The organism is Mycobacterium sp. HUMS_12744610 (assembly GCF_041206865.1).
GTDB lineage: Bacteria > Actinomycetota > Actinomycetes > Mycobacteriales > Mycobacteriaceae > Mycobacterium > Mycobacterium servetii.
Window position 1 is genome coordinate 1,309,151 of record NZ_JBGEDP010000001.1, and the last position, 12,562, is coordinate 1,321,712.

The 12,562-nt window shown below is 64.7% G+C and carries 10 protein-coding genes and 2 pseudogenes; 9 read left to right on the forward strand and 3 right to left on the reverse strand.

What is annotated here, in order from left to right:
• Positions 1–23: 23 nt before the first annotated feature.
• Entirely contained in the window at positions 24–1,097 is a 1,074-nt protein-coding gene (locus AB8998_RS06630; protein ID WP_067970576.1) for a tyrosine-type recombinase/integrase, read from the forward strand.
• A complete protein-coding gene (locus tag AB8998_RS06635; protein ID WP_096867490.1) occupies positions 1,094–3,409 on the forward strand; it encodes a tyrosine-type recombinase/integrase in 2,316 nt (771 codons plus the stop codon). Before AB8998_RS06630 ends, AB8998_RS06635 begins: the two co-directional genes overlap by 4 nt.
• Here the strand turns inward: AB8998_RS06635 and AB8998_RS06640 are convergent.
• Positions 3,377–3,922: an integrase catalytic domain-containing protein gene (locus tag AB8998_RS06640; protein WP_369741450.1), complete on the reverse strand. Its 546-nt coding sequence runs from the start codon at positions 3,920–3,922 to the stop codon at positions 3,377–3,379. The two genes, AB8998_RS06635 and AB8998_RS06640, sit on opposite strands and share 33 nt — an antisense overlap.
• Positions 3,899–4,183: pseudogene (locus tag AB8998_RS06645) on the reverse strand (integrase catalytic domain-containing protein); the annotation flags it as partial. The pseudogene AB8998_RS06645 and the gene AB8998_RS06640, both read right to left, overlap by 24 nt.
• A 284-nt stretch (positions 4,184–4,467) precedes the next feature.
• Between AB8998_RS06645 and AB8998_RS06650 the strand changes: the two are divergent.
• The 7 genes and pseudogenes from AB8998_RS06650 (at position 4,468) to AB8998_RS06680 (ending at position 11,460) form a co-directional block, all read left to right on the forward strand.
• Positions 4,468–5,184, forward strand: coding sequence for a TetR/AcrR family transcriptional regulator (locus AB8998_RS06650; protein ID WP_369737147.1), 717 nt, complete (start codon positions 4,468–4,470; stop codon positions 5,182–5,184).
• A gap of 28 nt (positions 5,185–5,212) precedes the next feature.
• Complete coding sequence (locus tag AB8998_RS06655; RefSeq protein WP_268811493.1) at positions 5,213–6,202, forward strand: R2-like ligand-binding oxidase; 990 nt, start codon at positions 5,213–5,215, stop codon at positions 6,200–6,202.
• A gap of 220 nt (positions 6,203–6,422) precedes the next feature.
• On the forward strand, positions 6,423–6,833 hold the full coding sequence (locus AB8998_RS06660; protein WP_067970572.1) for an SCP2 sterol-binding domain-containing protein: 411 nt from the start codon (positions 6,423–6,425) through the stop codon (positions 6,831–6,833).
• Positions 6,834–6,887: 54 nt separating this feature from the next.
• On the forward strand, positions 6,888–8,504 hold the full coding sequence (locus AB8998_RS06665) for a long-chain fatty acid--CoA ligase (RefSeq protein ID WP_369741451.1): 1,617 nt from the start codon (positions 6,888–6,890) through the stop codon (positions 8,502–8,504).
• Positions 8,505–8,570: 66 nt separating this feature from the next.
• Positions 8,571–9,662 (forward strand): annotated as a pseudogene (locus AB8998_RS06670) (NDMA-dependent alcohol dehydrogenase); the annotation flags it as partial.
• A 68-nt stretch (positions 9,663–9,730) separates the two neighbouring features.
• The gene (locus AB8998_RS06675; protein WP_067970566.1) at positions 9,731–10,795 is read left to right on the forward strand and encodes a BtrH N-terminal domain-containing protein; all 1,065 of its coding nucleotides are present in this window, start codon (positions 9,731–9,733) and stop codon (positions 10,793–10,795) included.
• Positions 10,792–11,460 (forward strand): transglutaminase-like domain-containing protein, encoded by a 669-nt coding sequence (locus AB8998_RS06680; protein ID WP_067970564.1) that lies wholly within the window; start codon positions 10,792–10,794, stop codon positions 11,458–11,460. Before AB8998_RS06675 ends, AB8998_RS06680 begins: the two co-directional genes overlap by 4 nt.
• A gap of 156 nt (positions 11,461–11,616) precedes the next feature.
• Here AB8998_RS06680 and AB8998_RS06685 read toward each other — a convergent pair whose 3' ends face one another.
• On the reverse strand, positions 11,617–12,501 hold the full coding sequence (locus AB8998_RS06685; RefSeq protein WP_067970562.1) for a metal-dependent hydrolase: 885 nt from the start codon (positions 12,499–12,501) through the stop codon (positions 11,617–11,619).
• Between the last annotated feature and the right edge of the window lie 61 nt (positions 12,502–12,562).

Here is a 12,562-nt window from a genome sequence, read left to right on the forward strand (position 1 = left end):
CGACCACGAACTGAGGAGACCTGTTGGGCACGGTAGTGCTGGCGGAGAAGTGGCCGGTCCTCGGCCGACACGAGCAGGCGGTCATCTGGCTGCGCATGTGGGCCGATCTTGGGCGTGCGTCCCGGACGATGGACGCCTACGCACGGGGGCTGGCGGAGTACCTGGAGATGTGCGAGCGGGTGGGAGTCGATCCGCTCGGCGCTGACCGGTCCCATATCGCAAGCTATGTAAGGGAATTGGGCGACCGGCCGAGCCGTCGGGGTGCGAACGTGGTCTCGATCGACTCGGGCGCGGGGTTGGCCAACGCCACGCTGCAGCAGCGGATGGTTCCCGTGAGGTTGTTTTACGACTTCCTGGTCGAGGAGGGCGTGCGTGAGTCCAACCCGGTCGGCCGTGGTCGCTACACGGCCCGCAATCGTGGCGGCGCAGGCCATCAGCGTGGCTTGATTCCCCGGTTGACCAAGCTGCCGTGGATTCCCACCGAATCGCAATGGCTGTCGCTGCTGGCGGTGGCCGCCGGGGAGCCGGCCCGCAACCGGGTGATGCTCGCGCTCGCCTATGACGCCGCGCTGCGGCGCGAGGAGCTGTGCTCCCTGCGCACCGATGATGTCGACCCGGCTCACCGGACTCTGCAGATCCGGGCGGAAACGACGAAGAACCGGTTGGAACGGGTGGTGCCCTACTCGGCGCCTACGGGGATACTGCTGTCAGGCTATCTGGCCCACCGAGCGACGCTTTCCCGCGCTCGTGGGCCGTTGTTCTTGTCGGAGTCCCGGCGGAATAGGGCTGCGCCGCTGAGCCTGTGGACGTGGTCGAAGGTCGTCAGGCGGCTGGCGTTGGCGGCCGATCTGCCGCAGTTCTCCACCCATACGACTCGGCACTTGTGCCTGACCGACCTGGCGCGCATGGGCTGGGAGCTGCATGCGATCGCGACATTCGCCGGTCACCGTTCGACAGATTCCACTCTGGCCTATATCCACCTGTCCGGCCGTGATCTTGCCGACAAGCTCAGTCGCGGGATGGAGCAGATTCATGGTTGGCGGGTCCGCACATTGGCCCGGCTCGGCGAACCAGAATCGGGGGTGGTCGAGCAGTGACTGCAGAGTCGTCGGCGGCCGCCACGGTCATAGTTCCCGCGTGGTCCTGGCTGGTCGGCACCGCGCAATTTGATCGCTCCGCGACGCTGTCGATCGCCGAGCGGGCCGCGCTGGACACCCTCGGCTGGGACGTGCGTCACTGGCCGCAGTACTGGAAGGACCCGCGGCTGCGGCGGTGGCGAGCTGTTCACCGACTGGTGCTTCCACTGGCTCAGGCGGTGGAACGCCTTGAGGTAGCTGATGGCTGGTACCACCGCCGGTCGGCCCGAGACGCCGTCGCGGTGATCCTGTCGGGCTGCGCCACGCTCGGGGCCAGCTTCTGGGCCTGGGACGGGCCAACCTGGGCCGGCGTTCTGGGGATCAACGGAAAAGCTTTCCTGGAAACGTATCCGCGATGGGCACACACGTCGGCAAGGTCCTACGCCATCGCCATGGCTTACTTGTTTGGGTTCACCGAACTGCACTTACTGGGCAACGTCGACCGCGGCGCGGTCGCTCGGAAAGTGTTCGGCAGAAACGCCGTCGACCAAGCGGTAGAACAAGTCGCCTCGGTACTGCACGGATGGGGCCAGCGGTCACCAAAAGTGAGCGTGCGGACCGCGAGCCTGGTCTGCCATGCGATGCTGCTCAACCGCAGCCCGCTGCTGGCCGACCTGTCCGAAGACGCGCTGCGGGCACTGCGGACGAACATGTCGGTCCCGTACTCGTTGCGCCAGAACGTCCACAGCCTGCACCGGGCGCTGGCGGCGCTCGGGTATGTTGATCCGCCGCGACCGCCCAGGCGGCTGACTCTGGCGCCGGCCGAGGGCGTGGACCCGGTCTGGGCGGACTGGGTGGTGCGTTGGTACGACACCTCGACTCTTCCATCATCGGGCAGGAAGGGCCGACGCAACCAGATGCTGCGGATGGGACGCTGGCTGGCTGCCGAGCATCCCGAGGTCCAGGAGCCGGGCCAGTGGACGCGAGAGCTGTGCGCGGCCTGGGTCGCCGCTGTCGACCGCCTGCGTATCGGCGACTACACCCAAAACGACGACTCCCTACGAGATCGGATCGGGGAGCCGTTGATGCCGCGCACGAAGAGTAGCCTGCTCGCCGGGGCTCGCCAGCTCTTTCGCGACTGCCAGGAGTGGGGTTGGATCTCCCGACGGTTCGATCCCGCTCGCGTGCTGGCCACCCCGCGCAGCATCCGCGCACTCATCGGCCCCGACCCGCGCGTGATCGCCGACGATGTCTGGGCCAAGCTGCTGTGGGCAGGCCTCAACTTGGAGCACAGCGACGTCTACGCCAACCCGGTCGGCCGTATGTATCCGATCGAGCTTCTCCGGGCATTGGCACTGACCTGGCTGTTCGGTGGACTGCGCAGCGACGAGATCGTCCGACTGCGGGTCGGATGCGTGCGTTGGCAACGTGAAGACGTCGCCCTGCCCGGCGACACCGACCAAACGCTGGACAAGGATGCGGTCTGTTTACTGGATGTCCCGGTGCACAAGACCGGGACCGCGTTCACCAAACCGGTCGACCCGATCCTGGGGCAGGCCATCGCAGCATGGGAGGCCGTCCGGCCGACCCAGCCCGCTGTCCTTGACCGCAAGACCAGCGAACGGGTGCACCCGCTGTTCTCCTACCGCGCACAAGGAATCGGTAGGCAATACCTGAACATCCGCGTCATCCCCGCCCTCTGCACCAAAGCGGGTGTGCCGACCGCCGACGTCCGCGGCAACATCACCAGCCACCGGGCCCGCTCCACCATCGCCAGCCAGCTCTACAACGCCAAAGAGCCCATGACCCTGTTCGAGCTGCAAGCATGGCTTGGTCACCGAAGTCCCTCTGCCACTCAGCATTACGCCAAGATCGCCCCAACTACGTTGGCGAAGGCATACAGCGACGCCGGGTACTTCGCTCGCAACGTCCGCACCATCGAGGTCCTCGTGGACCGCGACGCCGTCGTCTCCGGGGCCGCGGCGACCGGCGAGCCCTGGCAGTACTACGACCTCGGCCACGGCTACTGCACCTACAGCTTCTTCGAGCAATGCAGACACCGAATGGCCTGCGCCCGTTGCGATTTCTACACTCCGAAGGCCTCCAGCAAGGCGCAATTGCTGGAGGCCAAGGAAAACCTCCAGCGCATGCTGGCCAGTGTCCCGCTGACCGACGACGAACAAGCGGCGGTCGACGAGGGACAGAGCGCGCTCGACCGCCTATTGGAACGACTGATCGACGTCGCCACACCCGATGAGACAACCCCACGCGAGATCGGTATCCCAGCGACCGCCACCCTGCTACCGATCACCGCAGTCAACCAGGGCAAATAGGGACCGAACTTGATGACAAATCAGATTCCACATAATGCGCACCACATGGTTGTTCTTGGACTCCACATGGGCCTGGTCGTTCTTCTGGTAGGGCCGCGAGCGGGTCTGGGTGATGTCGCGGTCCTGCAACCAGTCGGCGACCTCGTGGTTGATGAAGTCACCGCCGCAGTCCGAGTCGAAGGTCACCATGGGAAACGGGAACCGCGCCCGCAACTCCTCGATGCCGGCGGTGATCCACTTGGAGGCGTTGTTGCGGATCGAGTAGTTTTCGGTCCAGCCGATGACGACGTCGGTCATGGTCAGGGTGCGGGCGAACTCGCCGATCAGCGTCGGGCCGCAGTGCGCCACAGTGTCAGCCTCGATCACCCCCGGAGTCTCGGGCGCCTCGTCGGAGCAGGTGCGGATGGTGATCGAATTACGCAGCAGCGGTGAGGGTTTCGTCGTCGAGATGCCCTTGATGCGCATCGCATCCCGGGCCGGTTTGAGGTAGCGGTCCACGGTGGCCGCGCTCATTGTCTTCAGCTCGGCCAAGGCCGCTTCGGTGGCGAACGGCTTGTCGAGGTCACCGGCGGCCGCCAGCAGCGGTAGCCACAGCTCGGCCATGACCACCAGGTACTTGCCGCACGGCATGCCCATCAAGGCCCACACGTGCTCCAAAAGCGCCCTGGCGTCGTCGCTGAAGCCCCGCGCCCGCAGGGTGCGCCCATCGACCTGCTCAGCCGGGTCCGCCAGCGCAGGACCGGTCAGCATCCGCCGGGCCGTCGAGCGGCCCATCCCGGTGGTGGACACCACCCGGTCCAGGATCTTGGTCTTGTCCGCTTTCGACGCCTTGCGATACCGACCTCGCAATTTGTTCGTCACCTGCCGTCTCGCGGCCATATCGATCTTGCCCTCCATACCGGGCAAGCCTCTCGGGCTACGCGCTCAAAATTGGTGAGGCACCGCCGTCGCCCACGCGCTCAAAGTAGGTGAGGCACGCCGCGGCATTGACTGTGACCTGCATCATGCTACAATGACCAGTGGTCATTACTTTTGACGGGTCGCGACAAGGAGGTGGGATGCCGACGGTTACTTGGGCGCGTGTCGATCCGGCCCGTCGCGCAGCCGTGATAGAGGCGGCCGAAGCCGAGTTCGCGGCGCATGGGTTTTCAGGCGGCAGCCTGAACGTGATCGCGCGGCGTGCGCGAGTGGCCAAGGGCAGCCTCTTTCAGTATTTCGCTGACAAACGCGACTTGTACGCATTCGTCGCCGACGTGGCTAGCCAGCGGGTGCGGTCTTATCTGGAGGTCCGTATCCGCGAACTTGATCCGCGCCGACCGTTTTTCGACTTCCTGACCGACTTGCTCGACGACTGGATCGTCTATTTCGCTGAGCATCCTCGCGAGCGTGCGCTGCATGCCGCGGTGAGTTTGGAGGTCGATACCGACGCCCGCGTCAGTGTGCGGACCGTGGTTCACCGCCATTACCTGGAGGTGTTGCGGCCCTTGGTGCGCGACGCACATGTACGCGGGGACCTGCGCGCCGACGCCGACACCGATGCGCTGTTGTCGTTGCTGTTGCTGCTTTTCCCGCATCTGGCGCTCGCGCCGTACGTGCGCGGGATGGATCCGATCCTCGGTCTCGACGAGCCCACACCTGAGCAGCCGCAGCTGGCGGTGCGGCGGCTGGTCGCGGTCCTGACGCACGCTTTCGCGTCGTTACCGTCGCCGCCGATGAGAGCCAAAGCTGCGGCCGGACGGGGGCTGTCCTATCCGGGAAGCGTTGCATCGAGATGAGTCCGAGGAGGAGGCCAGCATCAAGACACTGCGACAGTCCAACACGCAAGTTTCACAGCATGACAAGGAGGTCACTATCATGACACGAACGGGTTACGGCTCGCTGGCTGCGGGCGGACTTAACTGGGATAGCTTGCCGCTCAAGCTGTTCGCCGGGGGCAACGCGAAATTCTGGGATCCGGCCGACATCGACTTCTCCCGCGACCGCAAGGACTGGGAGTCGCTATCAGAGAGCGAACGCGATCTCGCGGTGCGGTTGTGTGCGGCGTTCCTCGCCGGTGAAGAGGCGGTCACACAGGACATCCAACCGTTCATGGCCGCGATGCGGGCCGAGGGCCGGCTGGGTGACGAGATGTATTTGACCCAGTTCGCTTTCGAGGAGGCTAAGCACACTCAGGGGTTCCGGTTATGGCTGGATGCCGTGGGGGTCACCGAGGATTTGCATGGTTATCACTCTCCGGCGTACCGGAAGATTTTCAATGAGGAGCTTTCGGAATCACTTGGCGATCTCGTCACGGATCCCTCGCCGGCCGCCCAGATTCGTGCGGCCACAACTTACAACCACATCGTCGAGGGGATGTTGGCGCTGACCGGATATTATGCCTGGCACAAGATCTGTGTGGACCGCGGCGTTCTTCCCGGTATGCAGGAGTTCATCGGACGCATCGGTGACGACGAGCGCCGCCACATGGCGTGGGGCACCTTCACCTGCCGGCGTCACATCGCCGCCGACGATGCCAACTGGTCGGTGTTCGAAGCACGCATGAACGAGTTGATCCCGTTGGGAGTTCAGATGATCGAAGAACTCCTGACACCCTACGGCGACCAGATCCCGTTCAACCTGACCGTGGAGGAGTTGACTCGTTATGCGACCGACAAGGGAATGCGCAGGTTGAGCACGATCGAGAGCGCGCGGGGGCGTCCGGTTGCCGACATCGATGTCGACTACACGCCGGTTCAGCTCGAAGACGACTTCGCCGATGAGGATCGCAAAGCCCTGGCCGGCACGTCGGCCTAACCGGCTGGGTGCCACGTTGGCAAGCGCCGGCTGGGCCAGTTAGCGCGGCCGGACTGGGGCAACGTATCGCTGCCCCAGTCCGGCGATGAGCAGCGACATCCGCATCGGTGGTGTCGTGATGTCTGGTCCGCCAAGCGCTTTGAGTGTCAAATATCGATTCAAGACGTCGGGCCTAGTTGAAAACGTCGCGAGTTGTTGATCCCTACGAGACGAGGTTGGGATGGCTGTTTTTGCTGATGAGGATGAGGTTTACACGTATCTGGGTGGGATTTTTAGGCGTGGGCTGGACAAGGAGGGGTTGGCTGACAAGCTGGCGGGTTCGGGGGTGGTGTTGCGGGTTCATTACACCGATCCGGATGCGGTGGTGACGGTGGATATGCCTAACAAGGTCGTCGAGACCGGTGCGTCGAGTGCGGCGGTGCCCAATGTGGAGTTGTTCATGTCGGCGGACATGGGAAACAGGTTTTGGTTGGGGAAGGTGAACTTGACGGTGGCGATGGCTAAGGGCACGGTGCGGGCCAAGGGTCCGGTGGCCAAGCTGGTCAAGCTGATACCGCAGGCCAAGAATCTGTTCCCGGAGTATCGGCTGATGTTGGAGGCCGCGCAGCGGCAGGACCTCATTGATGCGTGAGCCGCAGCGGTCGACTGGTCTGCTGAGCGGGGTGGTGTCGCGGTGAAATCGACGATGCAGGACGTTCAGTTGGGTGTCGCCGGGATCGTCGGGCATGCGGCGACGGTGCATGGTGAGCGGGAGGTGTTCACCGCGCGTGGTCCGGAGGAGATTTCTCGGGTGACGTATCGGGAGTTGGCGGTTCGGGCGGCTCGGCTGGCCAACGCGTTGCGTGAGATCGGTGTGCGCGGTGATGAGCGGGTCGCCACGTTGCAGTGGAGCAATCAGGAGCACCTGGACAGTTACGCCGCGGTGCCGTCGATGGGCGCGGTGCTGCACACGTTGAACCTGCGGCTGCCGCCGCAGCAGTTGGCGTGGATCGCCAACGATGCCGATGACCGGGTGGTCATCGTCGACGACACGGTGCTGGGCGTGCTGGCGGCGGCGCTGCCGACGATGGCCTCGGTGCACACGGTGCTGGTCACCGGTGAGGGTGATCTGGCGCTGCTGGAGGGTTGCGGGAAAACCGTGCTGCGCTACGAGGAGGTGGTGGCGGGCCAGCCGGAGACCTTCGACTGGCCCAGTGTTGACGAGCGCTCCGCCGCGGCGATGTGCTACACGAGCGGCACCACCGGTCACCCGAAAGGAGTGGTTTACAGTCACCGTTCGACGTGGCTGCATTCGCAGGCCGCCTGCACGGCGAACGCGTTGGGTATCGGCCATGACGACACGGTGCTGGCCATTGTGCCGATGTTTCACGCCAACGCCTGGGGGCTGCCCTATGCGGCGATGATGGCCGGCGCGCAGCTGGTGTTGCCGGATCGCTTCTTGCAGGCCGCGCCGCTGGTGGAGATGATCGAAGCGACGCGGACGACGATATCGGGTGCGGTGCCAACAATTTGGACCGACATCCTGCACTACCTGCGCAGCAATCCCGGCCATGACTTGAGTTCACTGAAGCTGGTGGCGTGCGGGGGATCTGCGGTGCCGCGGTCGCTGATGGCTGCGTTTGACGAGTTGGGCATCCGGATCGTGCAGGCGTGGGGCATGACAGAAACCTCGCCGCTGGCCTCGGTGGCCCTGCCGCGCCACACCGACCCCGCCGATACCGCGCAGCGACTGCGGGCGACGCAGGGTCGGGTGGTGGCCGGCGTGCAAGCCCGCATCGTTGACGACACGGACGTCGAACAACCCTGGGACGGCGAGTCGGTCGGGGAGATCCAGGTGCGCGGGCCGTGGATCACCGAACGCTACTACGGCCAGGACACCGCAGCGGTTACTGCCGACGGGTGGCTGCCGACCGGTGATGTCGGCACGATCTCTGAGGATGCGTTCATCACGTTGACCGACCGGGCCAAAGACGTGATCAAGTCCGGCGGTGAATGGATTTCCTCGGTGGAACTGGAAAACGAATTGGCCGCGCACCCCGGGGTGCGCACCGCGGCGGTCATCGCGGTGCCCGACCCCAAATGGCAGGAACGGCCGTTGGCGGTGATCGTGCGTCACGCCGAGCACACCGCCACTGCTGGGGAACTGGCGGACTTCCTGCGCGACCGGGTGGCTAAGTGGTGGCTGCCGGAGCGGTGGACGTTCGTCCCCGAAATTCCGTTGACGTCGACCGGCAAGTTCGACAAAAAAACGCTCCGCCAGCAGCACACCGACTGCGCGTTCGTCATCGAGACCCTCGGTTGATCTTTTCCCGGCGATAAACCCGAAGCATCGATAAAACCGAAACATCAACGTGCAAGGAGTGAAACGGTGAAGACACGCGCAGCGATTCTGTGGGGCCTGGGCCAGAAATGGGAGGTCGAGGAGATTGAGCTCGATCCCCCCGGTCCCGACGAGGTGTTGGTCCGGCTGACCGCGACCGGGTTATGTCACTCCGATGAGCACCTGGTCACCGGCGACCTGCCGATACCGCTGCCGGTGGTGGGCGGACACGAAGGTGCCGGCACCGTGGCCGCGGTCGGGCCCGGCGTCGAGGATCTCGCAGAGGGCGATTCGGTCATTTTGACGTTCCTGCCCGCGTGCGGACGCTGCTCGTACTGTGCGCGCGGCATGGGCAACCTGTGCGAGATGGGTGCGGCGATCATGATGGGACCCCAGATTGATGGCACCTACCGCTTCCACGCCCGCGGCCAGGACATCGGTCAGATGTGTTTGTTGGGAACGTTTTCCGAGTACACCGTGGTGCCGCAAGCCTCACTGGTCAAAATCGACGCCGGAACCCCGCTGGACAAAGCAGCCTTGATCGGGTGCGGTGTCACGACCGGTTACGGGTCGGCGGTGCGCACCGGGGAGGTGCGCGCCGGGGACACCATGGTCGTGGTGGGGGCGGGCGGTATCGGCATGAACGCCATCCAGGGCGCCCGCATCGCCGGAGCGTTGACGATCGTCGCGGTCGACCCGGTCGCGTTCAAACGCGAGCAGGCCGCCCGCTTCGGCGCGACGCACACCGCCGCCACGATCGATCAGGCGTGGGCGTTGGTCAGCGATCTGACCCGAGGCAAACTCGCCGACGTGTGCGTGTTGACCACCGACGTGGCCGAGGCGTCCTACATCGGTGAGGCGCTGTCATTGGTGGGAAAGCGGGGCCGGGTGGTGGTGACCGCGATCGGGCACCCCGACGACACCTCGATGTCGGGATCGCTGCTGGAACTGACGTTGTACGAAAAGCAGATCCGCGGCGCGTTGTACGGGTCGTCCAACGCCGCCCACGACATCCCGCGGCTGGTCGAACTCTACAACGCCGGGCAACTCAAACTCGACGAGCTGATCACCCGGGAATACACCCTCGAGCAGGTCAACGAGGGATACGAGGACATGAGATCAGGCCGCAACATCCGAGGACATCCGATTCTGACGAGCGAAAGGCGCGAAAGGCTTTGGGCGCAGGACAGATCGCCTACCGGCACCGAATGGGTGGGCACTGCGGGTCGTCGGCGTTGCGTGATCTCACCGAGTGGGCCGAACTCGGCTGGGAATCTGAGCCGCCAACCGAGGGGCTGGTGTTCGCTCTCGGTGGTGTCGTGGGTTTCAGCTACATCCGCTGCGCCCGGTTGCGGCCGCAGATCTATCTGGTGGGGCGCGGAGGCGGGCTGGAAGAGGATTACCTGACCCGTATCGGCGCCGGGCTGCGGGTGGCCTCGACTGATGACGCCGACCTCGGTTGGGCGTGGGTGACCGGCGAGATCGACGCCGGCCGGCCGGTGATGGTGTGGGCCGACATCGCCGAGCTGCCCTATCTTCGGGTGCGGTTGAGCATGAGCCGCCACGATGTCGTGATCGTCGGCTACGACGACGATCATCAACTGGCCTATGTTGTCGACAACGACCGGGACACCATCCAAAGCGTTCCGTATGAGAACCTGCGGCGCGCCCGGTGCTCGACCGGGTTCCCGATGCCGACCCGTCACACCACCTATCTGATCGACTGGCCACGCCACGTTCCCGAACTGGCCGTGATCAGCGGGCCCGCGCTGGCAGCCAGCGCGGCGTCGATGCGCGGCGAGGCCGCCGGGCCGCCGCTTCTAAATTTCAACGACGCCGACCTGGCAGGGGCCGGGTTACCTGGTGTGCGGGTTTTCGCCGACGACGTGCGCTGCTGGCTTGACTATTTCGACGACGATGCGCTCGCCGAAGCACTGTTCGGGCTTGGCGCGTTCATCGAAAAGGCCGGTACCGGTGGCGGACTGTTCCGCCGCCTGCAAGCTCACGGCTGCCAGCACATCGCCGAGTTGCTGGACAACGACGCGGTCGCCATCGCGGCAGCAGCGGCCCGCGGAGCAGCCGACCTGTGGACCGCTGTCGCCGAGAAAGCCATGGACAACAGCCTTTCGGTGCGGGACCGCTGTGCTGCGGCGGCCCATCTAGCCGCCGGACTGCCCGAAGCCGAGCGGTGTCTTGCCGAGGCCTTGGACCACGCGGCGCGATCGCTGACAGGCCATATCGCGGCCGAGGCGAGGACAAAAGGCGCTCAGTGACCGACACATCCACCGGGCAGCACCCGAGTTTTCTGGCAACGACGGAGTTCCTGGACTGGCGCCACGACAATGTTCAGCGTTTCACCCGGGCGGCGATCGGCGACAGCCACGATCCGGTGACACGAGCCCAGCGCATCTTCGCCGCTGTCCGCGACACGATTTGGTACGACCCCTACAGTGTCGATGACGATCCCGGCCACTACCGCGCCAGCTACGTCGCCACCGCTACCCGCGCCTACTGCGTCCCCAAGGCAGTCCTGCTCACCGCGGCGGCCCGCGCCGCGGGTATACCCGCCCGCCTTGGGTTCGCCGACGTGCGCAACCACCTACAAACCGACACGCTGCGCGCCCGAATGGGCGGCACCGACCTATTCGTCTACCACGGCTACAGCGAACTTTTCGTCAACAACCGCTGGGTCAAGGCGACACCGGCGTTCAACGCCGAACTGTGTGCCCGATTCGGTGTGCCCCCAATCGACTTTGACGGCGAACACGACGCACTGCTGCATGCCTTCGACAGCGAAGGCCACCAGCACATGGAATATCTTCATGACCGAGGCTGGTATCACGACCTGCCGTTCGCCGACATCGTCACCGAGCTCCGGCAACGCTACGGCCCGCTCATGCGTACAACCCCCGCCGAGCGCGACACCTTCACCCGATAAGCGGCAGCCGCCTGGCAGCGGGAATGAAAGTCGCTCACGTCAGAACATGCCGAAATGGGCTGCGGAACAGCGTAATTGAGTAGCAGATCCGTGTATCGGTGGTGGCGGCTTCGACGTCGGCGATCCGGTTATCGGCGTGTTTGTCTCTGGATGACGCTAGGCCCTTGGCGCGTCGGCCGGCTGCCCGATCTGCTGGGCGCCGTCGGCGTCGAACAACTCGGCCGCCCAGCGGCCCAGGACGTCGGCGCTGTCCCAGTCGTCAGGGTGAAACCCGGGGCGAGTGTAAGAACGGAAGCGTTGCACCGCCTCGGGGCTGAACATGGGGGACCGACGAAATGCCTTCAGGCTGGCCGTCATTCGTCTCGGATGATATGCAGCACGGTCAGCCGCCATAGACCGGAGCGTTTGGGCGATCAACTCGGTGAACAAAAGCAGCGAAGCGACGCGCATTCCCCAGACGCGGGTGCGTTCGGTGGCCCCGATCGTCCGCAAGACATCAAAAGCGACGGCCTTGTGCTCGGACTCCTCGAACGCATGCCACAGCAGGATCGGCCGGACCTCGGTGTCGCCGATCAGTTTCTGGGCTTCATCACTGGTCAAGATGATCTCGGCCAGTGTCGCGGTGTAGTGCTCAAGCGCGGCGGTGACAGCCAGGCGCATGACCGGGGAGAAGCGCTGCTCCAACCGGGCAACCAATTTTTTGATGTGCCGATCGATCCGGTCAGTCGGATAACCCATCGCCTGCAGCCGCTCGTTGAGCAGCCGATGCTGGTGCCGGTGGGTGGCCTCCTGTGCGATGAATCCCTTGACCGCCTCCTGAAGGTCAGGGTCGCTGATCTGGTCACGGTACTGGCGCACTGACCGAATAAAAAAGTCTTCTCCCTCGGGAAACGTTGCCGACAAGGTCGAAATAAAGTGGCTCATCACCAGCTCGCCGCCCACGAAATGCTGACGAGTGGTGCCCGAAGGCAATGCGAAACGGACCCGGCGGGCCTTCGGCAGCACCCGTGTTCTCGACGATATCGACGACTCGTTGCTCATCACGCTGCCCCTTGTTCGTAGTGGACGAATCTGACTTTACACCTTGTCAGATGTGGGTGCC

Excerpts from the sequence above, each read along its gene's own strand:
- AB8998_RS06640 (WP_369741450.1), bottom strand. The coding sequence starts at position 3,922 with ATGAGCGCGGCCACCGTGGACCGCTACCTCAAACCGGCCCGGGATGCG.
- AB8998_RS06650 (WP_369737147.1), top strand. The coding sequence starts at position 4,468 with ATGCCGACGGTTACTTGGGCGCGTGTCGATCCGGCCCGTCGCGCAGCC.
- AB8998_RS06660 (WP_067970572.1), top strand. The coding sequence starts at position 6,423 with ATGGCTGTTTTTGCTGATGAGGATGAGGTTTACACGTATCTGGGTGGG.
- AB8998_RS06665 (WP_369741451.1), top strand. The coding sequence starts at position 6,888 with ATGCAGGACGTTCAGTTGGGTGTCGCCGGGATCGTCGGGCATGCGGCG.
- AB8998_RS06675 (WP_067970566.1), top strand. The coding sequence starts at position 9,731 with ATGGGTGGGCACTGCGGGTCGTCGGCGTTGCGTGATCTCACCGAGTGG.
- AB8998_RS06685 (WP_067970562.1), bottom strand. The coding sequence starts at position 12,501 with ATGAGCAACGAGTCGTCGATATCGTCGAGAACACGGGTGCTGCCGAAG.